We start from the raw sequence: 24,336 nt of genomic DNA, 5'->3' as shown, positions 1-24,336 counted from the left end.
CCAACGAGACCGCCCCATGCCCGCTTCCGCAGCCCTGACGTTCCGCAAGACCTCCCTCGCCCGGACCGCCGCGATCGCGCTCCTGATGCTTTCGGCGGCGGGCTGCGCCACGAAACGGGACGTGCAGACGACGGGTTCGATCCCGACGAGGGTCTCCACCGCATCGCTCGAAACGATGAACGCAACCGAGCTCTCCAGCGCGGAAAGATCGATCGGCGCCGCCTATGCCCGCAACCCGAAAGACCGGAATATCGGCCTGCAATACGCGAGCGTGCTCGGCATGACGGGCAAGAACGGCCAGGCCCTTGCGGTGATGCAGCAGGTGGCGATCGCCCATCCGACCGATCGGGAGGTGCTCGCCGCCTACGGCAAGGCGCAGGCCGCCGCAGGCCAGCTCGAACAGGCGCTCGCCACCATCAACCGGGCGCAGACGCCGGACCGTCCCGACTGGCGGCTCTATTCGGCGGAAGGCGCCGTGCTCGACCAGCTCGGCCGCTCTGAAGAAGCCCGCCGGAAATACCGGCTGGCGCTCGACGCGCAGCCGAACGAACCGACGGTCATCTCCAATCTCGGCATGTCCTACGTGCTCTCCGGCGACCTCAGGACGGCGGAAACCTATATGCGCAACGCCGCCGGCCAGCCGGAGGCCGACAGCCGGGTGCGCCAGAACCTCGCGCTCGTCGTCGGACTGCAGGGCCGTTTCGCGGAAGCCGAAGAAATCGCCCGCCGGGAGCTTTCCCAGCAGCAGGCGGACGCGAACGTCACCTATCTCCGCTCGATGCTTTCGCAGCAGAATTCCTGGGCCAAGCTCGCCGAAAAGGACGGCAAGGCAAAACCGACCGCCACCAACTGACCGGCGCCCGTGGATGAAAGGCGCACCTACAACAGGCGCGTGACCACGGTGATGATGCCACCGATCAGGATGAGGTTTATGCAAAGCCTTGCCAACATCGTGATATCCTCCGAATTCATCCGGCGTTCCCGGCCCGCCGGCCGGATTCGCGCCATGACGGAGAGCATGCGGAAACACCCCTGAATGCGGGCTGAAATCGCAGTTCAGGATGGGTTCACCCGGAGCCTTTCGGCGGCACGGCCGAAAAAGAGAACCGGCAATCGAGAACCATTCTAAAATTGCCGCAATTGCGTATGATCCGCTTGGGGAACAAACGGGACGGTGGTTTCATGCGCGCATTCTTGAGGCGGTCGGGAATCCTGGTCGGAGCTTCCCTGCTTTCGATCGGAGCCTATCTCGGCATTCTGCAGCTCAGGGGGAATTTCCATGAAGTCCTGCCGGGGCAACTCTACCGGTCTGCGCAACCCTCGCCGGCCGCACTTGCGGACTATCTGACGCGATACGGCATCAAGACCGTCGTCAATCTGCGCGGCGAAAGCCAGCGCCCCTGGTACAAGGACGAGGTCGCGGTGACCCAGCGGCTCGCCGTGGAGCATATCGATTTTCGCATGTCCGCCGGGCGCGAACTCACCAACGAAGAAAGCCAGCGGCTGATCGCCATCCTCCGCGACGCTCCCAAACCCATCCTCATCCATTGCCTGGCGGGCGCCGACCGCACCGGGCTTGCATCGGTCATCTACCTGCAGCAGATCGCCAATGTGGGCGAGGAGACGGCCGAACTGCAGCTTTCGCTGATCTACGGGCATGTCGGGCTGCCCTTCCTGCGCGGCTACGCGATGGACGAGACCTGGGAAGGGCTTGAGAAGGTTTTCGGCCTGCCGAGCTGATTCCCTGTTTTCCGCATGCCGTTATCGGAAAGCCGCGGCACACTTCTGCGCGACATGCTTCAGAACTTGTCGGCAACCTGAATGCCGGCAGGGCCGAGAATGACGGCGATCAGCACCGGCAGGAAGAACAGGATCATCGGAACGGTGAGCTTCGGCGGCAGCGCGGCCGCCTTCTTCTCCGCCTCGTTCATCCGCTCGTCGCGGCCCTCCTGGGCCAGCACGCGCAATGCCTGGGCGATCGGCGTGCCGTAACGCTCGGCCTGGATGAGCGCCTGGGTGACGGACCTCACCCCGTCGAGCTGGGTGCGAATCCCGAGGTTTTCGAGCGCCGTGCGGCGATCCTGCAGGAAGGAGAGCTCCGCCGTCGTCAGCACCATTTCCTCGGCAAGCGGCGGCGACTGATGCGCCATTTCCTCGGCGACGCGGCGCATGGCCGCTTCCATCGAAATCCCCGATTCGACGCAGATCAGCATCAGGTCGAGCGCATCCGGCCAGGCACGCTTGATGGAGGCCTGGCGCTTGTTCATCAGGTTCGTGACATAGATGTTCGGCGCGTAGAAGCCGATATAGGCGGCGACGATCGCCGCCAGCATCCGGACCGGGAACGGCCGGGACGCGAGGTTGCCGAGCACGAAGATCCAGACGACGGCGACCGCCAGGAAAACGAAGGGCAGCAGGAAGCGCGCCAGCAGGAAGATGTTGAGGGCGTTCTGCGACCGGAGGCCCGCGGCACGCAGCTTGTTGACCGTCTTGTCGTCCACCAGCGCCTTGCGCAGGTTGAACCGCTCGACGATCTGCCGGACCGACTGGTTGTTCTGGGCGCGCAGCGACGTCTTCGACTGTTCGGCATTCATGCGGGCACGCTCGCGGGCGCGGATCTGCTCGCGCTCCGTCGAAACCGCCTTCATGCGCTTGTCGAGATTGCCTTTTTCGAGAAACGGGCTCGCCAGGGTGTAGAGGGTCGCGAAGACCGCCACCGCCACAAGAAAGGCCATGAGCGTGGCCGGGTCGGTGAGCGCTGCGGCAAGTTCCTTCATGGCTCCCTCCTCAGATATCGAAATTGATCATGTTGCGCATCACGAAGATGCCGATCGACATCCAGACGCCGGAAGCCAAAAGGATCAGGTGGCCGCGCGGATCGGTGAAGAGGATCGAGATATATGCGGGCGAGGTGATGTAGACGAGCAACGACACGATGAAGGGCAGAGCGCCGATGATGACGGCCGAGGCCTTCGCCTCCATGGAAAGGGCGTTTACCTTGGCCTTCATCTTCTTGCGGTCGCGCAACACCTTGGAGAGGTTGCCGATCGCTTCCGACAGATTGCCGCCTGCCTGGCTCTGGATGGTGATGACGATGGAAAAGAAATTCACCTCCGGCAGCGGCATGGTCGTCATCATGCGGGTGCAGGCCTCGGGAATGCTCAAACCCACCTGCTGGGATTCCACCACGCGACGGAACTCCGCCTTCACCGGTTCCTGACCGTCGGAAGCGATCAGGCGGAGCGCGTCGTTGATCGGCAGGCCGGATTTGATCGAGCGCACCATCACGTCGAGCGCGTTCGGAAACTCCTCAAGGAATTTCCTCTGGCGGCGCTTGACCAGATAGCCGATCACCCAGCGCGGCAAGCCGAGGGCGCAGACGAAAGCAGCGCCTGCGGCGGCAAGCAGCGGCAGGCCGGCGATCAGGACGACGAGGAAGATGAAGAGGCCGAAAAGAGCGCTGAACAGATAGAAGCGGCCGATCGAGAGGGACAATCCCGTCTGGGCGAGCTTGGACTTCAAGCTGCCGTCGCCCATCTTCCTGTTCTTCTCTTCCTGCTTCTTCTCGAGGTCCTTCAGCGAATCCTGCACGGATTTGCGGCGCTTGGAGAGTTCCTGCACGCGGTCACGCGCAGCCTTGACCTTGGCGAGATCGGTTTCCGCGGCCTTCACCCGGCTGAGCCGCGTGCCGGTCTTCTTTTCGACTTCCATGCGGGAGAACAGCAGGCCGTAACAGACCGCCGCGGCGGCGATTGCCACCAGGGCGACAATCGCCACGATCGTGATATCCAGCCCGAACATGGAGCGTTCTCCTCAGTCCTTCGTCCGTTCCATCGCATCGAGCGCCGCCGCGAGACGCCGTTCCTCGTTGTAGTAACGGGCGCGATCCCAGAAATGCGGCTTGACGATGCCCGTCGACATATGCCGGCCGATCAGACGGCCGGACGCATCCTCGCCCTCGATCTCGTAGCGCATCAGGTCCTGGGTGACGATCACGTCGCCTTCCATCCCGATCACCTCGGTAATCTGGGTGATGCGGCGCGAACCGTCGCGCAGCCGGGCGGCCTGGATGATGATGTCGATCGAGCCGGTGATGATCTCGCGCACGGTCTTGGCCGGCAGCGAATAGCCGCCCATGGCGATCATCGATTCCATGCGGCTCAGGCATTCGCGCGGCGTGTTGGCATGGATCGTGCCCATCGAACCGTCGTGGCCGGTGTTCATCGCCTGGAGCAGATCGAAGACCTCCGACCCGCGCACTTCGCCGACGATGATGCGTTCCGGGCGCATGCGCAGGCAGTTCTTGACGAGATCGCGCATGGTGATCTCGCCCTCGCCTTCGATGTTCGGCGGACGGGTTTCGAGCCGCACCACATGCGGCTGCTGGAGCTGCAGTTCGGCCGTGTCCTCGCAGGTGATGACGCGTTCGTCCGCATCGATATAGCGCGTCAGGCAATTGAGCAGCGTCGTCTTGCCCGAGCCCGTGCCGCCGGAGATGACGACATTGCAACGGACTCGGCCGATGATTTGCAGGAGGACAGCGCCTTCCGGGGTGATCGCCCCGAATTTCACGAGCTGGTCGAGGTTCAGCTTGTCCTTCTTGAACTTGCGGATAGTGAGCGCCGGTCCGTCGATCGCGAGCGGCGGAGCGATGACGTTGACGCGGGAGCCGTCCGGCAGGCGCGCATCGCAGATCGGCGAGCTCTCGTCGACGCGGCGGCCGACCTGGCTGACGATGCGCTGGCAGATCGACAGGAGCTGTGCGTTGTCGCGGAAGCGGATGTCGGATTCGATCGTCTTGCCGCCGACTTCGATGAAGGTCTGCCCGGCGCCGTTGACCATGATGTCGGCGATGTCGTCGCGCGCGAGCAGCGGCTCCAGCGGACCGTAACCCAGAACGTCGTTGCAGATGTCCTCGAGCAGTTCTTCCTGCTCGGAGATCGACATCGCGAAATTCTTGATGGTGATGATGTCGTTGACGATATCGCGTATTTCCTCGCGCGCGCTCTCGGCATCGAGCTTGGCGAGCTGGGAAAGATCGATCGTGTCGATCAGCGCGGAAAAAACCTGGCTCTTGGTGTCGTAATAAAGCTCGGTGCGCACCGGCCGCTTGCGGGCCGCGGGCTGCGCGGCAAGCGGCGGCGGCGAAACCGTCTGGCGCGGACCGGCCGGATCGCGCCCAGGCTCGGCGAGGATTTCCGGCGCCGCAGGCTTCGCCATGGCAGGCGCGGCCGGAACGGGTGCGGCAGCCGGCGGCGGCGCGAGGCCGGCCGTGCTTTTCCCAAATCCTTCGTTTCCGCGTTTTCCAAACATACCGGTTTCCTGCTGCTATGCTTTCTTGCGGGACAGCATTCCGAAGATATTGCCGAGCCCGCCCTTCTTCGCCTTCTTCACCGCCACGCGGCCCGTGACGACGTGGGCGATCTGCGAGAAGGTTTCGGCGGCGGGGGACTTCGCATCGATCTCTGAAACCATGCGGCCGCTATTGGCCGCATTGCCGAAGAGCTGCACGTCGAAGGGCAGGATGGCGATCGGCTCGATCTCCAGAGGCTCGATGAAATCCGCCGGCGCGATCTCCGGACGCTTCGGCATTCCGACCTGATTGAGGATGAGATGCGGCGCCCGATCGTTCGGCCTGAGCTTCTTCAGCGCATCGATCATGTTCTTGGTGTTGCGGAGGTTGGCCAGATCGGGAACGGCCGAGATCACCACCTCGTCGACTTCCGCAAGCACCGCCCGGGTCCATTCCGTCCAGCCATGCGGGAGATCGAGCACCGCGACCGGCGCGCTGCGCTGCAGGAGCTCGATGATCGGCGTGAAGGCGCCGCGATCGAAATCGTAGGCGCGGTCGAGCAGCGAGGGTGCCGCGAGCAGCGACAGATGTTCGGAGCATTTGGTGAGCAGGCGGTCGAGGAAGACTTCGTCGAGACGCTCGGGCGCGAAGACCGCCTCGGCAATGCCCTGTGCCGGATCCTGGTCGAAATCGATATTGGCGGTGCCGAAGGGAAGATCGAGATCGGCGAGAATGGTTTCGGTCGAGAACAGGCTCGAAATGCCGAAGGCGCAGTTGTGCGCAATGGTGGACGAGCCGACGCCGCCCTTGGCGCCGATGAAGGCGATCGACCTGCCGAGCGGCTCGGCTTCCGGATCGACGAAGATCGCGGCGATCGAAGCCAGCATGTCCGGCATCTGCACCGGGCCGACGAGATATTCGGAAATGCCGTTGCGGATCAGCTCGCGATAAAGCGCGATGTCGTTGTAGCGGCCGACGATGATGACCCTTGTCGAGGGATCGCAGACTTCCGCGAGCGGGGTCAGCTCTTCGAGGAGGTTCTTGGGATCGGCCTCCGTCTCCAGGATGATCAGGTTGGGTGTCGGGGCGGACGTGAACATGTTGGCGGCGGCCGCCGTGCTGCCGACCGTCACACGCAGATTGACTTTGGCCATGCGGCGATCGCGCGCCATGCGGTCCATCGTCCGCTGCATCGGTTCGCTTTCGCAAAACGCATGGATCGAGATGCGCGGGAACGGCCGCAGCGCGTCGAAATCACCCGGACGGTCGGCCTCCTCGGCAAACCGTTCGTCCTCGCCGGGAGTGCGGATTTCGTAGTTGATCGCGCTCATCGTCTTCTCCGCTCCTCTGCCTATTGATCGCTGCTGCTGCCGCCGGTGCGGTAGTCGCTGATGACCTTGGCGCGCTGGGTGGCGTCGATCGGCGTCACGCCGCGCGGTGCGATGAGATCGGTAGGATTGGCGACCTGGGCTGCGAGGTTGTTCTGGCTGGCGCAGCCGAAATTGTACCAGTTCCTGTTGCCGAACGTGTTGTCCGACAGGTCCGCCGGCCATTCGCCGCACTGGCCCGTCATCGCCTTGGTCGTCACGAAAGCAAGGCGGATGGGGGCGGCATCGCCGGTGGGAGCGGCCGCATAGCCCGTCATCAGGATCTTGTGCGGCTTGACGCCCGCGTCGGCAAGCGTGCGGCGTATGTCGCCCGCCAGACGCTGGGCCGCGCCGGCATTGTAGGAACCGTGCGGCACCTGAATCTGGACCACGCCGGCCGGCGACGCCAGGAAATTCTGGGCGAAACCGCGCACCGTGTCCTTCATCCCGGTGGTCAGGCGGACATCGCCCGACGCGATCGGAACATCGAGCGTATATTCCCCCTCCGCCAGCACGATCGGGTGGCGGGTGCGGTAGTCGTCGGGGATCGAGCCGGTGGTGAGCTGCCCGTTGCCGCAGGCCGAGAGAAGCATCGCGGATGCCGCGAGCGCGCCCAATGCGGCGATCCTGCGGCGGCGGGACCTGGTCGGGCTCCTGGTCATGACATCCTGTCCTTCGGCGGAGATTTTCTGCGTTTCCATGGCCAATGACCGCTCACTTGTAGATAAAGCCGACCGCGCCGTGATACCGGCCCGCCGCGACGGGCTCCTTGCGGCCGTAGATCTTGTTCACGCGGTTCAGGAAGAAGGTGGCTGCGTCGTTTTCCGGATTGAAGTTGTCATCCGGCCGCGCGATTTCGCTGCGGGCGACGGGACGAACGAGGTAGGGCGTCGCGATGATGACGAGTTCGGTCTCGTTGCGCATGAAATCCTTGCTGCGGAAGAGGGTGCCGAGGACCGGAACCTTGGAAATGCCCGGGACGCCGGACATGGCCTGGCGGATATTGTCCTGCACAAGACCGGCGATGACGATCGAGCCGCCGGAGGGCAGCTCGACGGTGGTCGAGGCCTCGCGCTTGCGGATCGACATGTAGGTGTTGCCCTGGATCTGCAGCGAGCTTCCGTTGCCGGTGGTGACCGAGCCCTCGTAGGTCGGCTCGGAGACGTTCGTCTCGATATTCAGACTGATCCGGCCCGGAGAGAGCACGATGGGCTTGAAGTTGAGCTCGATACCGTAATCCACCGAGTTGACCGTCCGGGTGACCGCGGGGCGCCCCGTTTCCTCGTCGAAGCTCACCTCCTGCTCGGCAGGCAGGCGGAACTCGCCGCCGACGTAGAATTTCGCCTGCTGGCCGGAGATCGCCGTCAGGCTGGGTTCGGCGAGCGTGCGCATGACGCCCGCTTGCTCCATGGCGTTCATATAGGTGGCAAGGCTGATATTGCCGATCGTACCGGCCAGGTTCGCCATGCCGAAAGTGTTGACCGCATTGCCCAGATTGGCCGGATTGGAGAAAGCGATCGATCCGTCGGATCCCGATACGGAGCCGTTGAAGCCGAGCTGCTTCAGCACCTGGCGGCTCACTTCCGCGACGGTCACCTTCAGCGTGACCTGATCCTCGCCCTCGATCGTCAGCAGATTGACGATCTGGGAGACCTGGCGGTCTTCGGCGAAGATGTCGCCGTCGCCGTTGTTGCCCTGCACGGTGATGTTCCGGGTCGTCGCTTCACCGCCCTTCAGGAAGGCGTTGGCGAGCCTTTCCGCCTGGGCCGAATCCTGCGGGGTGCGGACAGTGCCGGACAGCACGATGTTGTCGGAGATGATCTCGACCTTGATATCGGACTCCGGCAGGAAACGGCGCAGGTTCTGCTGCAGGCCCGAGATATCCCGCTCGATCTCCACGTCCAGGCTGACGATCTCCTCGCCGTGGGATCCGAAGACGAAGATATTCGTCTGGCCGACGGTCTTGCCGAAGAGGTAGATGCGCCGGGAGGTACGCGTCACGGCATCGGCCATGGTGGGGTCGGCGACGAGAATGTCATGGGCATCGGCCGGAAGATCGACGACGAGCGCCTTGTTGAGGCCGAGCTGCAGCCGCTTGCGGACGCCCGGGCCGCCGTCGATGATGCGCACGACGCTGGTATCCGTGGCAAAAGCCTGCGCCGGCGCGAGATCGATCGGAGCGACATGGACCGGAACACCGGAAAAGGCGAGGCAGAAAGCCACGCCCGCCGCCGCCGAGCTACGAATCCTGCGTTTCAGACCGCTCACTTGAATGCCCCCGCTCATCTCGCCTGCACCGCCGTTTCCTTGACCAGGGCGCCCGATTTTATGACCTGGATATCCGCCTTGCCGTCGCCGCCATGCAGAAGGTAATCCGCCGCCGCGGTATCGGCTTCCTGCGAATCCGCCACCGAGCGAAGCGCGAGCGTCAGCCGCTCCGCCATCTGCTGGGCGACCGCGATGACCTTGGCCTGATCCGGCGTCAGTTCGAGCGTCGCCGTGGTGCCGACGACCGCCTTCTTGCCGTCCTCGCTCTCCTGGATCTGCTGGTCGATCGCCAGCACCCGGATGTTGTTCAGAATGTTCTCGGTGATGTAGCCGCCGCCGTCCTTGTTCTGGCGCACCATGATGATGTCGACGCGGTCGTTCGGCAGAACGAAGCCGCCGGCGCCGGTCGCAACCGAAATCTCGGTGGCGACGGCACGTTTTCCGGACGGCAGCAGCGAGGACATGACCCGGCTCGACGAATCGGCGATTTTTTCGGCGCGGACCGGCTCGCCCTTGAACATCGGCATGCGCACCACGACGCCCTGCAGTTCGGCGACGGCATTCGGCCGCGCCGCATCGGTGATGAAGCCCTCCACCACGCCGTTCTTCGGCCAGGACATCCATTCCATGGCCTTGTCGCTCAGGCGGCTGCCGACGGGCAGGTTTTCGGCGGACACGAGAACCTTAACCGTCGGCTCCCTCTGGATGACGGTTTCCACCAGTTCCGGGGCTTTCTTGCCGGAAATGCGCACCGCCAGCAGGCCGGCAAGGCCCGCCGCCACCACGGCTACCGCGAGAATGATGATACGGGTCGGCTTCATGGCCATTCCTTGAGGGGCTTAATTCCTCCGGAGAATGGCCTTCAATGGTGTAATTATAGTTAATGAGAAGCTTACAATTCTGGTTAACGCAATCTTTCCGCCCGCCAGATGCTTAACGGAAAGCATTCATGGCAAGTAAATAGATCGGCGCCTGCCCGAAGGTCAGGAAGCCCGCAATGGCGATCGCGATGCCGTAAGGGATCTTTTTGGCCGTGACCATCGAGGCCGGCAGAGGAATTCCCATGGCCAGAACCCAGTTCGACCGGGAGCGCAGCAGAAGGAAAACCAGGGTGACGGCGCCGCCGACATAACCGACGGTGACCAGGAAGGCGAGAAGCGACGTATTGAAGCCGTACCAGACGGCCGCGGCAGTCAGCAGCTTGGCATCGCCGCCGCCCATGACGTTGACTGCAAACAGCGCGAAGCAGACGCCGAAGACGGCAAGGCCGGCAACGAGGCTCATGCCGATTTCCGGCCATGGCAGGCCCGCAAGCGGTGCAAGGACGAGGAAGCCCGCCAGAAGAGCGGCCGACACCCGATTGGGGATCGTCATGGTGAATAGATCGCTGACGGCGGCGATCGCCAGCCCGAGCGGGAGAATGCTCAAAACCAGAGCCGCAACCACCATGTTTGCCATGCATCCCCTCTTTTCTTTGAGTGTGGCTGTCGGTGACGGCCAGAACCTACCCGACATGGAACGCATAAAGCCGCCCGATATGGGCGGCTTCGAATTGCGGTCAAACTGACAGGCTTAGTTGCCGGCGTTGCCGGCGGCGCCTGCCGCAGTCGTCATCTCGCCGGAGATGGCAGTGAACGTAGCGTCAAGCTGCGTACCGAGCGTGGTGGCGCCGGTGATCAGGGCGACGGAGATGAGCGCAGCGATCAGACCGTATTCGATGGCGGTCGCGCCGGATTCATCTTTCAGGAAACGGGCGAAAATCTTGGACATGGAACTCTCCTAGTTCGACATTTGTTGTTCAGCACTTCCCGACAACTGTTTCCGCTGTTCGGATGGGGACAACCTACCGACGGACGATTGCCATCGGCTTAAGGAATGCTGTTAACAACCGGTTAATGAGCGATTGCCCGGTTGCGTAGTAAATGAAACGCAAAGAAAAATGCCGGCATTTTCATGCGGCGCCCGGCCATTCTCAATTCGCTAATATAACTTTTTCCGTAGCACCTTAACCGGCATTTGGACGCCAAAAAACGCCGGACTTTTCCATCGGGGTTCCGGGCAATCGGAAAAGGTTAAGAAGAGATCAAGAGCACGCGAATGTGCCACTTAACCGTTCATTCACCAATCGCATCCATTCTTGGCGCACAACAACCGCACCCAAGGCCGCCCCAATGCCGTTCCGTACCGTCATGGTCCGACTTGTCGCCCTTTGCGGCCTCGTCCTTGCCGGTACCGGGCAGGCTGCGGCGCAGGAGCAGGAGACCGATCTCCTGCGCGTCTTTATGAATCACGCGCGCGTGCTGAAGCTCGACAGGCCGGTCAGCAAGGTCATCGTCGGCAATTCGAACGTCGCCGACGCCACCGTTGCGGATTCCACCACGATCGTTCTGACGGGCCGCAGCTTCGGCACGACCAATCTCGTCCTGCTCGACGCGGAGGGCAACGCGATCGCCGACGAACGCATCCTCGTCTCCATCGACGAGGGCAATACCGTCCGCGTCTTCCGGCAGACGGACCGCTCCATCCTCTCCTGCACGCCCAATTGCGAGCAGCACGCGGAGTTCCAGAACAACGCTTCGCCCTGATCGGGGACAGACCGCTAAATTCCCGACGATCCGAGCAACGGAATCTCAACAATCCGCCCGTACGATCCGCGGCACTCAAAGGGCTGCCGGACGGAAACCATGTGCCAGGATCATGACGATACCAGAAGCGGAGCCGCCGTGCCTGCTAAGGGCAAGGCGGCGTGGCGGCGGATCTTCCGCTCGCGCGACGGCGCCGCGGCGATAGAATTCGCGCTGCTCGCCATTCCCTATTTCATGATCATCTTCGCGACCGTCGAGACCTTCATCGCCTATACGGGCGAACAGGTGGTGGCAAACGCCGTCGATACGATGGCACGCAAGGTCAGGACCGGCAGCATCACCGCCGCCAACACGAACGCGACCCAATTCCGGCGCGCCTTCTGCGACGAAATTTCGATCATGATCAGATGCAGCGAGCAGGAAATCGCCACTCCGGACAAGCTTCAACTCGACGTCCGCAGCTTCCCGAACTTTGCCGACATACCGCGCAGCATTCCCTTCGACGCGACCGGCGACGTGGACCCCTCCTCCTTTGGCTATGCGCCGGGACCTGCCAAGAGCGTCAACATGGTGCGCGCCTATTATCACTGGGACGTCATCACCGATCTCATCAGGCCCTTTGTCGGCAACGTGCGGCCCGGCGGCAGCCACCCGAGCTACTTTCTGATCGTGGAGACATCCGCCTTCCGGAACGAGGATTATCCGTGATGGAAAAGCAGGACTTCCAGTTGCGGGCGTCATCCGAGGGCTTCCTGGCGCGGCTCAGAAGGCTCGCCTCCGACCGGCGCGGCGTCGGCGCCGTCGAGTTCGCGCTGATCGCGCCGCTGCTCCTCAGCCTCTACATCACCTCCTTCGAGATCACGATCGGCCTCAGCGTTTCCAAGCGGGTCACCCGCAGCGCCAGCGCGATCGCCGACCTCGTGACCCAGCAGACGAGCGTGGACAAAGCATTCCTGGCGACGACACAGGATGTGACCAACAGCCTTTTCTTCCCCTATGCGGCGGACGACCTGAGCATCAAGATCACCGGCGTGACACTCGACGCCAGCGGCAATCCCACCGTCGCCTGGTCGTGGAACGGCTCCAATACGCCTCCCTATGCGGTCGGCTCGCCCGTCAACGTCCCGACGGAAATGCGCGCGGCCAATTCCTTCCTCATCCGTTCGGAGGTCTCGGTCTCCCACGAATTGCTGATGTTCATGTCGGGCGCGATGCCGACAAGCCTGCAGAACATCACCATTGCGCGGGAATATTTCTACCGCCAGCGCCTCGGAAGCAGCATTGCCTGCACCAATTGCTGAACGCCGCCGACACGCCGCCCCTTTGCCAATTTAAGCCTGCGGTTATATGAGTCTCGATTCACGCCGGTCGGAAGACGGCGGCGGACGATATCTACACTTCGGGTGACCATGGCAAGCGCATTCCTATTCGTTCTCGACTCCTTCGGCGTGGGCGGCGCCCGCGACGGGGAAGAGTACGGCGATCTGGGCTCCAACACGCTCGGCCATATCGCGGAATTCTGCGCCGCGGGGATCGGCGACCGGGCGGGCTTGAGGGAAGGCCCTCTGCACCTGCCGAACATGTCCTCCCTCGGTCTTCTGGAAATCGCCAAGCTCGCCACCGGCGACTATCCGATCGGCATGCCGATGCCCGAGCGGGTCTTCGGCCTGCACGGCGCGGCAGACGAGATCTCCCGCGGCAAGGACACGCCTTCCGGCCATTGGGAGATCGCCGGCACGCCCGTCATGTTCGACTGGGGCTATTTCCCGAGCGAGGGCGATGCGTTTGCCCCCGAGCTCGTCGAGGCAATCTGCCGGGAGGGCGACATTCCGGGCATTCTCGGCAACTGCCACGCTTCCGGCACCGAGATCATCGCCAGGCTCGGCGAAGAGCATATCCGCACCAAAAAACCGATCTGCTACACGTCGAGCGACTCCGTCTTCCAGATCGCCGCGCATGAGAAGCATTTCGGCCTGGAGCGGCTGATCGAGCTCTGCCAGGTGGTGCGCGGCCTGCTCGACCCGCTGAACATCGGACGGGTGATCGCGCGACCCTTCACCGGCGAGACGTCCGAAACGTTCGAGCGCACCGGCAACCGGCGCGACTTCTCCGTCCCCCCGCCGGAACCGACGCTTCTCGACCGGCTCGTCGAGGAGGGCCGTTCGGTGCATGCGGTCGGCAAGATCGGCGACATCTTCGCCCATCAGGGCGTTTCCCGCGTCATCAAGGCGAACGGCAACGCGGCCCTGATGGAAGCGACGCTCGCCGCCATGGACGAAGCGGCGGACGGCGATCTCGTCTTCACCAATTTCGTCGATTTCGACATGCTCTACGGCCACCGCCGCGACGTGCCGGGCTATGCGGCGGCGCTCGAAGCCTTCGACCTCGCGCTGCCGGACATCCACCGCAGGCTGAAATCCGGCGATCTCGTCATCCTCACCGCCGACCACGGCTGCGATCCGACCTGGCGCGGCACGGACCATACCCGCGAACGCGTGCCGATCATGGCCTTCGGCCCGGGCATCCGCTCCCGCTCGATCGGCATCAGGCCCACCTATGCGGATATCGCCGAGACCATCGCCGCCCATCTGTCGATCCCGGCAGGCCCGCACGGACGGAGTTTCCTTTGACAGAGTTTGCTTCGAGCGGGCACTCCAGGACCGCGCAGCTCCTGAAGGCCGAAATCCACTGCCATCTGGAGGGGGCCGCGCCGCCGGCGCTCGCCAAGGCCCAGGCACGCAAATACGGCGTCGACACGAGCCATATCCTGCGCGACGGCGCCTATATCTGGTCGGATTTTTCCGAGTTCCTCGTCTGCTACGACGCCGTCGCAGCGCTTTTCAGGACGGCCGACGATTACGCGCTGCTCACCGAGACCTATCTTCTGGAACTTGCCGCAGCCAACACGATCTACAGCGAGATCATCGTTTCGCCGGACCATGGCGACCGGATCGGCCTCGGCGCCGACGCCTATCTCGCCGGCGTCGCGGACGGCATCCACGCGGCACGCGAGAAGACGGGCATCGAGGCGCGCATCATCGTCACCGGCGAACGGCATTTCGGGCCGGACCGCGTGATTTCCGCCGCCGAATATGCCGCAAGAGCGAAGAACCCGCTGGTGACCGGCTTCAACATGGCCGGCGAAGAGCGGATGGGCCGCGTCGCCGACTATGCCCGCGCCTTCGACATCGCCCGCGATGCGGGGCTCGGCCTCACCGTCCATGCGGGCGAGGTCTGCGGCGCCTTCAGCGTTTCCGACGCGCTCGATCTCGTGAAGCCGTCGCGGATCGGCCACGGGGTGCGGGCGATCGAGGATCCGGCGCTCGTGGAACGGCTCGCCGAGATCGGCACCGTGCTGGAGGTCTGCCCGGGCTCGAACATCGCCTTGAAGGTGTTTCCGGATTTCGGCAGCCATCCGCTGAAACGGCTCAAAGCTGCCGGCGTGCGCGTCTGCCTCAATTCCGACGATCCGCCGTTCTTCCATACGTCGCTCGAACGCGAATACGAGATCGCCGCGAGGGACATGGGTCTCTCCGATGCCGAGATCGACGCCATGACGCGCACGGCGATCGAGGCGGCCTTCGTGGACGAAAAGACGCGGACGAAGCTGCTGGCCCGGTTCGACGCGCAGGCTTGAACTGCCGAGATTGGGGATGAGGGGCTGAAACGCTTCAGGCGGCTTGCGAAACCTGCCTTTTTCCTCAAAAGAGAAGAGACACAGGCAAGAACGAGGGGAAGCTCATGGACGGCGTCACTGTCATCGATCACCCGCTGGTGCAGCACAAGCTGACGATCATGCGCAAGAAGGAAACCTCGACCGCCGGTTTCCGGCGTCTGCTGCGCGAGATCTCCATGCTGCTCTGCTACGAGGTGACCCGCGATCTCGAACTCACCATGGAGACGATCGAGACGCCGCTCACCGAAATGCAGGCGCCGGTCGTCGAAGGCAAGAAGCTCGTCTTCGCCTCGATCCTGCGCGCCGGCAACGGGCTTCTGGAAGGCATGCTCGAACTGGTGCCTTCGGCACGCGTCTCGCATATCGGCGTCTATCGCGACCACGAGACGCTGCAGCCCGTCGAATATTACTTCAAGGCACCGGAAGACATTGCCGAACGCCTCATCATCGTGGTCGATCCCATGCTTGCGACCGGCAATTCCTCGATCGCGGCGGTGGACAAGCTGAAGGAGCGCGGCGCCCACAACATCCGCTTCCTCTGCCTGCTCGCCGCGCCGGAAGGCATCAAGAATTTCCAGGGCGCGCATCCGGACGTGAAGATCTATACCGCCGCGATCGACAGCCACCTCAACGAGAAGGGCTATATCGTGCCCGGGCTCGGCGACGCGGGCGACCGCATGTACGGGACGAAGTAACAAGCTTGCGTCCGCGAGGGACGAAACCGACGCTGATCTACGTCAGCCGATACGCTTGATGACGACCGGCGGGGCAGCGGGGGCCATGTCGGCGATCGCATAGACGCGCGCCAGGTCCCCGGCGATCCGCTCCGCATCCTCCTGGGTTTTCGCATGTACGACGGCGATCGGCTCGCCTTGCGAAACCTGCGTGCCCAAGGGCAGAAGCTCGTTAATGCCGACACGATGGTCGATCGGATCGGCTGCGCGTTTGCGGCCGCCGCCGAGCTCGACGACGGCAAGGCCGAGAGCGCGGGTATCGCAGGCGGCGAGATAACCGCCGCGCGGCGCCGGCACCCGCAACCGCACGGGAGCGCGCTCCAAATAGGCGTTCGGCCGCTCGCAGAAATCCGCCGGCCCGCCGAGCGCATGCACCATGCGGGCGAAATGCTCCATCGCCTCGCCGGATTCCAGCGCCAGGCGGGCGTTTTCCTCCGCCTCGGCAAGGCTGCCGGCGATGCCCGCCTGCATCAGCATTTCCGCTGCCTCGGCCAGGACAACCGCTTCGAGCCGCGTACCGGCCTTGAGCCCCGCCAGGAAATCAAGGCAGTTGACGACTTCCAGCGCATTGCCGGCGGCATCGGCGAGCGGCTGGTTCATGTCGGTCAGCAAGGCCGCCGTCTTCACACCGGCGCCGTTCGCCACCTCGACCAGCGAGCGGGCAAGCGCCTCGGCCTCTTCCAGACTTTCCATGAAGGCGCCGTTGCCGACCTTCACGTCCAGCACCAGGCTGCCGAGACCGGCCGCGAGCTTCTTCGACAGGATGGAGGCGGTGATCAGCGGCACGGATTCCACCGTCGCCGTCACGTCGCGGATCGCATAAAGCCGCCGGTCGGCGGGCGCGAGATCGGCCGTCTGCCCGATAATGGCACAGCCGACCTCATCCACCACTTTCCGGAACAGGGCCTCGTCGGGCATGACGTTATAGCCCGGAATGGACTGCAGCTTGTCGAGCGTGCCGCCCGTATGCCCCAGCCCACGGCCGGAAATCATTGGAACCGCAAGGCCGCAGACCGCAACGATGGGCGCCAGCATCAGGGAAACGTTGTCGCCGACGCCGCCGGTCGAATGCTTGTCCGCCACCGGCCGGCCGAGACCGTCCCAATTCAGGACGGTGCCGGAATCACGCATCGCCAGCGTCAGCGCCACGGTCTCATCGCGGGACATGCCCCGAAAGAAAACAGCCATGGCGAAGGCGGCCGCCTGCCCTTCGGTGATCTCCTCTCTCGTGAGAGCGCCGATGAAAGCGGCGATGTCCTCGGCGGCAAGCGCCTTTCCGTCACGTTTGCGGCGGATGATCTCCTGCGGGATCATCGTCTCAGTAGCCGCTGGAGGCGCGGGCCGCGGTGCTGCCGCTCAGGAGCGCCAGGATATCGTCCAGCAGTCCAGAGGCGCCGAAGCGGAAGGTGGACGGCATGATCCAGTTCGGCCCCATGATCGTTTCCGCAAGCCGCAGATAGAGATCCGCATCCGCCACAGTGCCGATGCCACCCGCCGGCTTGAAGCCGACCCGCTTCCTGGAGTCGCGGATCGCCTGCAGCATGATGTCCGCGGCTTCCAGCGTGGCGTTGACCGCGACCTTGCCGGTCGAGGTCTTGATGAAATCGGCGCCGGCGGCGATCGCCAGTTCCGAAGCGCGGCGGACAAGCGCGCTGTCCTTCAACTCACCGGTCTCGAGGATCACCTTCAGGCAGGCGTTCGGGCAGGCGGCGCGCACGGCCTCGACCATCTCGGTCACGGCAGCCTCGTCGCCCGCCATGAGCTTTCGATAGGGAATGACCATGTCGATCTCGTCGGCACCATCCTCGATCGCCTTCTTCGTCTCCCCGACGACGGTTGCCACCGGCAGGTCGCCCGACGGGAAGTTCACGACGGTGGCGATATGGACCGCGTGGTCGGGACCCAGAATCGCACGCGCATGGGCGACAAAACGCGGCCAGATGCAGATCGCCGCTGTCTGGCCGTATGGCGTCTGGGCGCGCAGGCACAGTTTCTCGATCGCGGCATTGTCGCAATCGTCGCGCAGGTTCGTCAGGTCGAGAAGCGATAGCGCGAAGGCTGCAGCCTCGCGTGGGCTCAGGAGTTCCATTCTGTGTGCCTCCCCGGCTTAATCGAGCCGGTATATTTATCGTTCAAACGATTAGATGCAACCCGCGGCGGGCGGGCAGACCGCCACACGGAACGTATCCGTTTGAAATCTATCGTGTAATCACGCGAACATTTCTTTCAGAACGGCCGCCAGGCGCTGCCCGCCGACCGGCGCCATGTCCTTGGTCTCCTCGTGACTCAATTCGGCGCCGGTCATGCCCGCGCCGAAATTGGTGATGACGGAGGCGGCCGCGACCTTCAGCCCGAAATAGCGCGCGAGGATCACTTCCGGTACCGTCGACATGCCGACCGCATCGGCGCCCAGAATGCGCGCCATGCGGATCTCGGCCGGTGTTTCGAAGCTCGGGCCGGAGAACCACATATAGACGCCGGAAAACAGCGGGATGCCGCAGCGGATCGCGGCATCGCGCATGCCAAGCGCCAGATCCGCGTCATAGGCACTGGTCATGCCGACGAAGCGGCCGTCGCCGCTTTCGCCGATCAGCGGGTTCATGCCGGAATAGTTGATGTGGTCGGCGATCTGCATCACCGAACCGGGCGGCATGTCTTCCCGAAGCGAGCCCGCCGAGTTCGTCAGGATCAGCGACTGGACGCCGAGGCCTTTCATGACCTCGATCGGGAAGCGCATGGCCTTGGCATCGCCATGCTCGTAATAATGGGCGCGGCCGGAAAGCATGATCACGGGCTCCGACCCAAGATAGCCGGCGACCAGTTCGCCCGCATGGCCGGTGACGCCGCTTGCCGGAAAAGCTTGCAGCGCGCCATAGGGCACGCGGACCTGATCCGTCACCTCGTCGACCAGCGAACCGAGGCCGGAGCCAAGCACGATCGCATGGCGCGGCACGAGGCCGGCAAGGCGATCGACGAGCAGATCGACGACTTTCTTCATCGGATCACATCCGTCTCGAAAGCGTAGGGAAGCAGCTCCGCCATGGTGACCGTCTTCTGCACGCCCGCATCGTCGCAGAGGTAGATGCGCGTATCCGCAGAGGCGAATTCCGAGATCTTCTGCCGGCAGCCGCCGCAGGGCGTGCAAAGCGGCAGCTTTTCGGCGATGACGGCCAGTTCGACGATCTTCCTGCCGCCGCCCATGATCATCGCGCCGATCGCCGTCGGCTCGGCGCACCAGCCTTGAGGGAAGGAGAGGTTCTCGATATTGGCGCCGGAATAGACCTTGCCGTCGTCGGCGCGGATCGCGGCTCCCACCGGGAATTTCGAATAGGGCGCGTAGGCCTTTCCCATGGCCTCCCGGGCCGCTTCGAACAGGTCGTGAGACATTTGTCAGCGCTCCTTCGCATAGGGCACGCCGCCGGCCTTGGGCGGACGGGCGATGCCGATAAAGCCGGCGAGCAGCACGCAGGTGAGGATATAGGGCAGCGCCTGGAAAATCTGTACCGGCACCTCGCCGATCAGCGGCAGGGACTTGCCCTGCATGAAGTTCGCGAAGGCGTCGAGGAAGCCGAAGAGCAGGCAGGCGAACATGACCGGCACCGGCTTCCACTTGGCGAAGATCAGCGCCGCGAGCGCGATATATCCCTTGCCGGCCGACATGTTGTTGATGAAGGCGGCCGATTGCGCGATCGCCAGATAGGTGCCCGCGAAACCCGCGAGAAAGCCCGTCACGATGAGGGCGCGGTATCTGAGCCAGCTCACGGAAACGCCGGCCGTATCCACTGCACCCGGATTTTCGCCGACGGCGCGCAGGCGCAGGCCGAAGCGCGTGCGGTAGAGCACCCACCAGGAGACCGGCACCATCAGAAAGGCGATATAGGTGAGGATATTGTTGCCGGAGATGACATTGGCATAGAGCGGGCCGATGATCGGCACGTCTCGCATCATATCCGCGCCCGGCAGGACGATCCCCGAGAAACGGCCCTCGGGCGGCACCTGCCCCGTTCGTCCGCCCTGGTTGAACCAGGCCTGGCCGAGTACGATCGTCAGGCCGGCCGCCACGAAATTCAATGCCACGCCGGAGACGATCTGGTTGCCGCGGTTGGTGATCGAGGCAAAGCCGTGCACCATCGAAAAGACGATTGCCGTCAGGATGCCGGCGCCGAGGCCCGCCCAGGCATTGCCGGTGTAATAGGCCACACAGGCGGACGCGAAGGCGGAGGCGAGCATCTTGCCTTCCAGCCCGATATCGAAAATGCCGGCGCGTTCCGAGAAGAGGCCGGCCAGCGCCGTGAACAGCAGCGGGATCGACAGGCGGATCGCCGAACCGAGAATGCTGATGAAAATATCGAAATAGTCCATGAGCCTATTTCCCGGTGACCTGCTGGTAGAGCCGGACGATGGCCGGGCGGAGCATGTATTCCAGCGCGCCTGCGAAAAGGATGACCATGCCCTGGATGACGACGATCATGTCGCGCGTGATGCGCGGCATGTCGAAGGAGAGTTCCGCGCCGCCCTGGTAGAGGATGCCGAAGAGCAGCGCCGCGAGGATGATGCCGGCCGGATGGTTGCGGCCCATCAGCGACACGGCGATGCCGACGAAGCCGGCGCCGCCGACGAACTCGATCTGCAGGCGGGCAGACGCTCCCATGACCGGATTCAGCGCCATCATGCCGGCAAGGCCGCCGGAGATCAGCATGGTGATCATGACGATCTTCGAATAGCGGATGCCCGCATAGCTCGCGGCACTCGGGCTGATGCCGAGCGTGCGCATCTCGTAGCCCAGCTTGGTGCGCCAGATCAGCACCCAGACCAGGAAGCACATGACGAGCGCGATCAAAAAGGAGAAGTTGAGGGGTGCAGCCCCCAGCCTGCCGCCGAAAACGGCGATCAGCCAGTCGAGCTTCGGCAACTGCCCGCCTTCGAGAAAGGTGCGGGTTTCCGGGGCCATCTTGCCGGGCACGATCAACAGCCGCACCAGCACGTAGTTCATCAGCGACGAGACGATGAAGTTGAACATGATGGTGGTGATGACGATATGGCTGCCGCGCTTGGCCTGCAGCCAGGCGGGGATGGCCGCACAGGCCGCGCCGAACAGCGCCGCGCCGATCACCGCGAACGGCATGGTGACGTACCAGGGCACGTAGCGATCGAGCGACAGCGCGACGAGCGCGGCACCGAGGCCGCCGAGATAGGCCTGGCCTTCCGAACCGATGTTGAACAGGCCGGCATGAATGGCGACCGCGACCGAAAGGCCGGTGAAGATGAAGCTCGTCGTATAGAACAGCGTGAAGCCGATGCCCTCGCCGCGGCCGAGCGCGCCGATCAACAGCAGTTGCAGCGCCTCGAACGGGTTCTCGCCGATCGCCCAGACGACCAGTCCAGAAAAGAAGAAGGCGAGGACGAGGTTGAGCAGCGGGATGACGCCGTAATTGATCCAGGCGGGTAGGGGCACGGATGCGGTGGTCATGCTTCTTGCCTCGTCCGCCCGGCCGCCGTCACGGCTTCAGTCATTTCGTCGTTCAAACAGATCGGTCCCCTGCAGGTCATGCCGCAATTCCGGCCATCATCAGGCCCAGCGTCTGCTCGCCCGCCTCGCCCGATTTCTCTCCGACGATCCTGCCCGCGAACATCACCAGGATGCGGTCGGAAAGCGACCTTATCTCATCGAGCTCGACCGAAACCAGCAACACCGCCTTGCCCGCATCGCGCATCTCGATGATGCGCTTGTGGATGAATTCGATCGCGCCGATATCGACGCCGCGGGTCGGCTGGCCGATGATCAGCATCTTCGGGTCGCGCTCGATCTCGCGCGCCACGACGATCTTCTGCTGATTGCCGCCGGAAAAATTGGCCGTCCTCAGCCGCGGATTGGGCGGGCGGATATCGTATTTGGCGATCTTCTCCTCCGCATCCCTGCGGATGGCGTCGAGGTCGAGCATCGCACCGCGGCCATAACGGTCGTCGCGGTGATAGCCGAGGATCGAGTTCTCGTATTCCTCGAATTTCAGGACCAGGCCCATGTGGTGCCGGTCTTCCGGGATATGTGCGAGGCCAAGATCCCTCAAGCCCGCCGGATCGATGCCGGCAGCCGGCTTGCCGTCGATGAAAATCTCGCCGGACGCGGGCTTGCGGATGCCGGCGATGGCTTCCAGAAGCTCCGACTGGCCGTTGCCGGCGACACCGGCAATGCCGACGATCTCGCCGGCGCGGACATCGAAGGAAACGTCGTCGACCATGGTGACGCCGCGGCCGTCCTTCACCGTCAGGTTGCGGACCGACAAGAGCACCTTGCCAGGATTGGCCTCGCCCTTCTCGACGCGCAGCAGCACGCGGCGGCCGACCATCAGTTCGGCGAGTTCCTCCACCGTCGTTTCGGCCGTTTTGCGGGTCGCGACCATCTCGCCCCGGCGCATGACGGAGACCGTATCGGTGATCGCCATGATCTCGCGCAGCTTGTGGGTGATGAGAATGATCGTCTTGCCCTGATCGCGCAGCACGCGGAGGACCTTGAAGAGGTGGTCGGCCTCCGGCGGCGTCAGCACGCCGGTCGGCTCGTCGAGGATCAGGATCTCCGCGCCGCGGTAGAGCGCTTTCAGGATCTCGACGCGCTGCTGACTGCCGACCGGCAGTTCCTCGATCACCGCATCCGGATCGACTTCCAGGCCGTAATCGTCCTCAAGCCGCTTCAATTCCTTGCGGGCGCTAGCAACGCCCTTGCGCAGCAACTGGCCGCCTTCGGCGCCGAGCATGACGTTTTCGAGCACGGTGAAGTTCTCGACCAGCATGAAATGCTGATGCACCATGCCGATGCCCGATGCGATCGCCGCCTGGCTGTCGCGGATCGCGACAGGCTTTCCGAAGATGCGGATCTCGCCCTGGTCGGCCTGATAGAAGCCGTAGAGGATCGACATCAGGGTGGACTTGCCGGCGCCGTTCTCGCCGATGATGCCGTGGATCGACCCCTTGGCGACCGTCAGATTGATGTTCCTGTTCGCATGCACCGTGCCGAACCTCTTGTCGATGCCGACAAGCTCGATCGCTGGCTCTTTCGGAGAATCTAGGCTCAATTGTCCGCCTTTCCGCCTATATGCAAAAGGGCGCATGGCGATTGCCACCGCCATGCGCCCTTCCGATCGTCGACTCAGTTCGGGCAGGAATTGTCCGACATGTAGTCGTGTACCTTGACGGTGCCGGCGATGATGTCGGCCTTGGCCTTATCGACGGCTGCCTGCATCTCCGGCGTGATCAGCGACTTGTTGTTGTCGTCGATCACGGCGGCAACGCCGTCCTCCTTGACGCCGAGCGCCAGAATGCCCGCCGTGAACTTGTCGTCCTTGGTATCCTTGAAGGCATTGTAGACGGCAAGATCGACGCGCTTGACCATCGACGTCAGGACGGAGCCCGGATGCAGGTGGTTCTGGTTCGAATCGACGCCGATCGACAGCTTCTTGTTGTCGGCAGCCGTCTGCAGCACGCCGAGACCGGTCGCGCCGGCCGCCGCATAGACCACGTCGGCGCCCTGATCGATCTGATTCTTGGTGAGTTCGCCGCCGCGGACCGGATCGTTCCAGGCCGCGCCGGTGGTGCCCGTCATGTTCTGGAAGACCTGCGCGTCGGGCTTGGCTGCCTTGACGCCCTGGACATAACCGCAGCCGAACTTGCGGATCAGCGGAATATCCATGCCGCCGACGAAGCCGACCTTGCCGGTCTTGGAGGCCATGCCGGCGAGAAGGCCGACGAGATAGGAACCTTCCTCTTCCTTATAGAGGATGGAGCGGACGTTCGGCAGATCGACGACGGAATCGACGATTGCGAATTTGGTGTCCGGATATTCGGCCGCGACCTTTTCCATGGCCGAGGTCCAGGCGAAGGAGACGGCGACGACCGGGTTGTATCCGCGGCTTGCGAAGTTGCGGATGGCCTGCTCGCCCTGGGTGTCGTTGGTCGGCTCGAAATCCCGGTATTCGATCCCCGTTTCCTTCTTGAACTGTTCGGCGCCGGCTGCGGCCGCCTCGTTGAAGGATTTGTCGAACTTGCCGCCCGTGCCGTAGACCAGCGCCGGCTTGACGTCCGCGGCAAGCGCGGTCGCCGACATGGCCGCCATGGCAAAAAGGCTCAAAAGGGTTTTCTTCATCGTGCGCCCTGTTTTTTAGTTGTTAGATCCTCCCGCAAGCCCGTTCCCCGGGCATGTCTGCGGCCACCCGCCCTCTTTTCCCGAGGGTCTGGCTTCGGGCACTCTTGCACGGGTTTCGGAAAAATTCACGAGATTTTTTTCAACTGGTAAAAAACGCACAACCTGCCGAAAACTTCGACAAAGCCGGTGAAAACCTGCACAAAACGACAGCTTGAGGAGGTATGGAGACGGCTATCGCCTGGGCGGACGATCGGAGACATCGTTCCTCCCGACGTG

The 24,336-nt window shown here is 63.6% G+C and carries 25 protein-coding genes; 8 read left to right on the top strand and 17 right to left on the bottom strand.

Features of this window, described 5'->3' with window-relative positions:
• Positions 1 to 16: 16 nt before the first annotated feature.
• Both ACMGE0_RS16450 and ACMGE0_RS16445 read left to right on the top strand, forming a co-directional pair.
• A complete protein-coding gene (locus tag ACMGE0_RS16450; RefSeq protein WP_436816945.1) occupies positions 17 to 853 on the top strand; it encodes a tetratricopeptide repeat protein in 837 nt (278 codons plus the stop codon).
• Positions 854 to 1,182: 329 nt separating this feature from the next.
• Positions 1,183 to 1,740, top strand: coding sequence for a dual specificity protein phosphatase family protein (locus ACMGE0_RS16445; RefSeq protein WP_436816944.1), 558 nt, complete (start codon positions 1,183 to 1,185; stop codon positions 1,738 to 1,740).
• 59 nt (positions 1,741 to 1,799) lie between these two features.
• Here ACMGE0_RS16445 and ACMGE0_RS16440 read toward each other — a convergent pair whose 3' ends face one another.
• The 9 genes from ACMGE0_RS16440 to ACMGE0_RS16400 form a co-directional block, all read right to left on the bottom strand.
• On the bottom strand, positions 1,800 to 2,777 hold the full coding sequence (locus tag ACMGE0_RS16440) for a type II secretion system F family protein (protein WP_436816943.1): 978 nt from the start codon (positions 2,775 to 2,777) through the stop codon (positions 1,800 to 1,802).
• A gap of 10 nt (positions 2,778 to 2,787) precedes the next feature.
• Complete coding sequence (locus tag ACMGE0_RS16435; protein ID WP_436816942.1) at positions 2,788 to 3,801, bottom strand: type II secretion system F family protein; 1,014 nt, start codon at positions 3,799 to 3,801, stop codon at positions 2,788 to 2,790.
• A gap of 12 nt (positions 3,802 to 3,813) precedes the next feature.
• A complete protein-coding gene (locus tag ACMGE0_RS16430) occupies positions 3,814 to 5,313 on the bottom strand; it encodes a TadA family conjugal transfer-associated ATPase (RefSeq protein ID WP_436816941.1) in 1,500 nt (499 codons plus the stop codon).
• 15 nt (positions 5,314 to 5,328) lie between these two features.
• Positions 5,329 to 6,624, bottom strand: a complete 1,296-nt coding sequence (locus tag ACMGE0_RS16425; protein WP_436816940.1) for a CpaE/TadZ family protein — start codon at positions 6,622 to 6,624, stop codon at positions 5,329 to 5,331.
• Positions 6,625 to 6,644: 20 nt separating this feature from the next.
• Positions 6,645 to 7,322 (bottom strand): CpaD family pilus assembly protein, encoded by a 678-nt coding sequence (locus tag ACMGE0_RS16420; protein ID WP_436816939.1) that lies wholly within the window; start codon positions 7,320 to 7,322, stop codon positions 6,645 to 6,647.
• Between the two features lie 52 nt (positions 7,323 to 7,374).
• The gene (locus ACMGE0_RS16415; RefSeq protein WP_436816938.1) at positions 7,375 to 8,946 is read right to left on the bottom strand and encodes a type II and III secretion system protein family protein; all 1,572 of its coding nucleotides are present in this window, start codon (positions 8,944 to 8,946) and stop codon (positions 7,375 to 7,377) included.
• Positions 8,943 to 9,749, bottom strand: coding sequence for a Flp pilus assembly protein CpaB (gene cpaB, locus ACMGE0_RS16410; RefSeq protein WP_436816937.1), 807 nt, complete (start codon positions 9,747 to 9,749; stop codon positions 8,943 to 8,945). Before cpaB ends, ACMGE0_RS16415 begins: the two co-directional genes overlap by 4 nt.
• A 112-nt stretch (positions 9,750 to 9,861) precedes the next feature.
• Positions 9,862 to 10,377: an A24 family peptidase gene (locus ACMGE0_RS16405; RefSeq protein WP_436817004.1), complete on the bottom strand. Its 516-nt coding sequence runs from the start codon at positions 10,375 to 10,377 to the stop codon at positions 9,862 to 9,864.
• A 123-nt stretch (positions 10,378 to 10,500) separates the two neighbouring features.
• On the bottom strand, positions 10,501 to 10,698 hold the full coding sequence (locus tag ACMGE0_RS16400; protein WP_436816936.1) for a Flp family type IVb pilin: 198 nt from the start codon (positions 10,696 to 10,698) through the stop codon (positions 10,501 to 10,503).
• Between the two features lie 401 nt (positions 10,699 to 11,099).
• On the opposite strand from ACMGE0_RS16400, the gene ACMGE0_RS16395 reads away from it, so the two are divergent.
• From ACMGE0_RS16395 to upp, 6 genes are all read left to right on the top strand, one after another.
• Positions 11,100 to 11,513, top strand: coding sequence for a pilus assembly protein N-terminal domain-containing protein (locus ACMGE0_RS16395; protein ID WP_436816935.1), 414 nt, complete (start codon positions 11,100 to 11,102; stop codon positions 11,511 to 11,513).
• A gap of 99 nt (positions 11,514 to 11,612) precedes the next feature.
• The gene (locus ACMGE0_RS16390) at positions 11,613 to 12,221 is read left to right on the top strand and encodes a TadE/TadG family type IV pilus assembly protein (RefSeq protein WP_436816934.1); all 609 of its coding nucleotides are present in this window, start codon (positions 11,613 to 11,615) and stop codon (positions 12,219 to 12,221) included.
• Positions 12,221 to 12,814: a TadE/TadG family type IV pilus assembly protein gene (locus ACMGE0_RS16385; RefSeq protein ID WP_436816933.1), complete on the top strand. Its 594-nt coding sequence runs from the start codon at positions 12,221 to 12,223 to the stop codon at positions 12,812 to 12,814. The genes ACMGE0_RS16390 and ACMGE0_RS16385 overlap by 1 nt, the downstream gene beginning before the upstream one ends.
• Positions 12,815 to 12,922: 108 nt before the next feature.
• The gene (locus ACMGE0_RS16380; protein WP_436816932.1) at positions 12,923 to 14,143 is read left to right on the top strand and encodes a phosphopentomutase; all 1,221 of its coding nucleotides are present in this window, start codon (positions 12,923 to 12,925) and stop codon (positions 14,141 to 14,143) included.
• A complete protein-coding gene (locus tag ACMGE0_RS16375; RefSeq protein WP_436816931.1) occupies positions 14,140 to 15,150 on the top strand; it encodes an adenosine deaminase in 1,011 nt (336 codons plus the stop codon). Before ACMGE0_RS16380 ends, ACMGE0_RS16375 begins: the two co-directional genes overlap by 4 nt.
• A 104-nt stretch (positions 15,151 to 15,254) precedes the next feature.
• Positions 15,255 to 15,884, top strand: coding sequence for a uracil phosphoribosyltransferase (gene upp / locus ACMGE0_RS16370; RefSeq protein WP_037159594.1), 630 nt, complete (start codon positions 15,255 to 15,257; stop codon positions 15,882 to 15,884).
• A 42-nt stretch (positions 15,885 to 15,926) separates the two neighbouring features.
• Here the strand turns inward: upp and deoA are convergent, their stop codons facing one another.
• The 8 genes from deoA to ACMGE0_RS16330 all read right to left on the bottom strand — a co-directional run bounded on the left by deoA (position 15,927) and on the right by ACMGE0_RS16330 (position 24,060).
• Positions 15,927 to 17,237 (bottom strand): thymidine phosphorylase, encoded by a 1,311-nt coding sequence (deoA, locus tag ACMGE0_RS16365; protein ID WP_436816930.1) that lies wholly within the window; start codon positions 17,235 to 17,237, stop codon positions 15,927 to 15,929.
• Positions 17,238 to 17,241: 4 nt separating this feature from the next.
• A complete protein-coding gene (deoC, locus tag ACMGE0_RS16360) occupies positions 17,242 to 18,012 on the bottom strand; it encodes a deoxyribose-phosphate aldolase (RefSeq protein ID WP_436816929.1) in 771 nt (256 codons plus the stop codon).
• Between the two features lie 120 nt (positions 18,013 to 18,132).
• The gene (locus ACMGE0_RS16355) at positions 18,133 to 18,921 is read right to left on the bottom strand and encodes a purine-nucleoside phosphorylase (RefSeq protein WP_436816928.1); all 789 of its coding nucleotides are present in this window, start codon (positions 18,919 to 18,921) and stop codon (positions 18,133 to 18,135) included.
• Positions 18,918 to 19,310 carry a cytidine deaminase gene (locus ACMGE0_RS16350; RefSeq protein WP_436816927.1) on the bottom strand — a complete coding sequence of 131 codons (393 nt, stop codon included), beginning with the start codon at positions 19,308 to 19,310 and terminating at the stop codon, positions 18,918 to 18,920. The genes ACMGE0_RS16355 and ACMGE0_RS16350 overlap by 4 nt, the downstream gene beginning before the upstream one ends.
• 3 nt (positions 19,311 to 19,313) lie before the next feature.
• On the bottom strand, positions 19,314 to 20,285 hold the full coding sequence (locus ACMGE0_RS16345; protein WP_436816926.1) for an ABC transporter permease: 972 nt from the start codon (positions 20,283 to 20,285) through the stop codon (positions 19,314 to 19,316).
• Between the two features lie 4 nt (positions 20,286 to 20,289).
• Positions 20,290 to 21,393, bottom strand: coding sequence for an ABC transporter permease (locus tag ACMGE0_RS16340; RefSeq protein WP_436816925.1), 1,104 nt, complete (start codon positions 21,391 to 21,393; stop codon positions 20,290 to 20,292).
• 76 nt (positions 21,394 to 21,469) lie between these two features.
• Positions 21,470 to 23,029: an ABC transporter ATP-binding protein gene (locus tag ACMGE0_RS16335; protein ID WP_436817003.1), complete on the bottom strand. Its 1,560-nt coding sequence runs from the start codon at positions 23,027 to 23,029 to the stop codon at positions 21,470 to 21,472.
• A gap of 38 nt (positions 23,030 to 23,067) precedes the next feature.
• A complete protein-coding gene (locus tag ACMGE0_RS16330) occupies positions 23,068 to 24,060 on the bottom strand; it encodes a BMP family lipoprotein (RefSeq protein ID WP_436816924.1) in 993 nt (330 codons plus the stop codon).
• Positions 24,061 to 24,336 lie beyond the last annotated feature (276 nt).

Source organism: Neorhizobium descurainiae (assembly GCF_051400715.1).
Taxonomy (GTDB): domain Bacteria; phylum Pseudomonadota; class Alphaproteobacteria; order Rhizobiales; family Rhizobiaceae; genus Neorhizobium.
Note: the sequence above shows the minus strand (reverse complement) of the source record. Positions and strands in the feature narration are given on the sequence as shown.

Bases quoted from the DNA above. Each gene is read 5' to 3' on its own strand.
- ACMGE0_RS16345 (WP_436816926.1), bottom strand. From the start codon at position 20,285: ATGGACTATTTCGATATTTTCATCAGCATTCTCGGTTCGGCGATCCGC.
- ACMGE0_RS16340 (WP_436816925.1), bottom strand. From the start codon at position 21,393: ATGACCACCGCATCCGTGCCCCTACCCGCCTGGATCAATTACGGCGTC.
- ACMGE0_RS16445 (WP_436816944.1), top strand. From the start codon at position 1,183: ATGCGCGCATTCTTGAGGCGGTCGGGAATCCTGGTCGGAGCTTCCCTG.
- ACMGE0_RS16350 (WP_436816927.1), bottom strand. From the start codon at position 19,310: ATGTCTCACGACCTGTTCGAAGCGGCCCGGGAGGCCATGGGAAAGGCC.
- ACMGE0_RS16420 (WP_436816939.1), bottom strand. From the start codon at position 7,322: ATGACCAGGAGCCCGACCAGGTCCCGCCGCCGCAGGATCGCCGCATTG.
- ACMGE0_RS16415 (WP_436816938.1), bottom strand. From the start codon at position 8,946: ATGAGCGGGGGCATTCAAGTGAGCGGTCTGAAACGCAGGATTCGTAGC.
- ACMGE0_RS16395 (WP_436816935.1), top strand. From the start codon at position 11,100: ATGCCGTTCCGTACCGTCATGGTCCGACTTGTCGCCCTTTGCGGCCTC.
- ACMGE0_RS16425 (WP_436816940.1), bottom strand. From the start codon at position 6,624: ATGAGCGCGATCAACTACGAAATCCGCACTCCCGGCGAGGACGAACGG.
- ACMGE0_RS16430 (WP_436816941.1), bottom strand. From the start codon at position 5,313: ATGTTTGGAAAACGCGGAAACGAAGGATTTGGGAAAAGCACGGCCGGC.
- ACMGE0_RS16435 (WP_436816942.1), bottom strand. From the start codon at position 3,801: ATGTTCGGGCTGGATATCACGATCGTGGCGATTGTCGCCCTGGTGGCA.
- cpaB (WP_436816937.1), bottom strand. From the start codon at position 9,749: ATGAAGCCGACCCGTATCATCATTCTCGCGGTAGCCGTGGTGGCGGCG.
- ACMGE0_RS16385 (WP_436816933.1), top strand. From the start codon at position 12,221: ATGGAAAAGCAGGACTTCCAGTTGCGGGCGTCATCCGAGGGCTTCCTG.
- ACMGE0_RS16405 (WP_436817004.1), bottom strand. From the start codon at position 10,377: ATGGTGGTTGCGGCTCTGGTTTTGAGCATTCTCCCGCTCGGGCTGGCG.
- deoA (WP_436816930.1), bottom strand. From the start codon at position 17,237: ATGATCCCGCAGGAGATCATCCGCCGCAAACGTGACGGAAAGGCGCTT.
- ACMGE0_RS16450 (WP_436816945.1), top strand. From the start codon at position 17: ATGCCCGCTTCCGCAGCCCTGACGTTCCGCAAGACCTCCCTCGCCCGG.
- ACMGE0_RS16440 (WP_436816943.1), bottom strand. From the start codon at position 2,777: ATGAAGGAACTTGCCGCAGCGCTCACCGACCCGGCCACGCTCATGGCC.
- deoC (WP_436816929.1), bottom strand. From the start codon at position 18,012: ATGGAACTCCTGAGCCCACGCGAGGCTGCAGCCTTCGCGCTATCGCTT.
- ACMGE0_RS16335 (WP_436817003.1), bottom strand. From the start codon at position 23,029: ATGCGCCCTTTTGCATATAGGCGGAAAGGCGGACAATTGAGCCTAGAT.
- ACMGE0_RS16390 (WP_436816934.1), top strand. From the start codon at position 11,613: ATGTGCCAGGATCATGACGATACCAGAAGCGGAGCCGCCGTGCCTGCT.
- ACMGE0_RS16380 (WP_436816932.1), top strand. From the start codon at position 12,923: ATGGCAAGCGCATTCCTATTCGTTCTCGACTCCTTCGGCGTGGGCGGC.
- ACMGE0_RS16355 (WP_436816928.1), bottom strand. From the start codon at position 18,921: ATGAAGAAAGTCGTCGATCTGCTCGTCGATCGCCTTGCCGGCCTCGTG.
- ACMGE0_RS16400 (WP_436816936.1), bottom strand. From the start codon at position 10,698: ATGTCCAAGATTTTCGCCCGTTTCCTGAAAGATGAATCCGGCGCGACC.
- upp (WP_037159594.1), top strand. From the start codon at position 15,255: ATGGACGGCGTCACTGTCATCGATCACCCGCTGGTGCAGCACAAGCTG.
- ACMGE0_RS16330 (WP_436816924.1), bottom strand. From the start codon at position 24,060: ATGAAGAAAACCCTTTTGAGCCTTTTTGCCATGGCGGCCATGTCGGCG.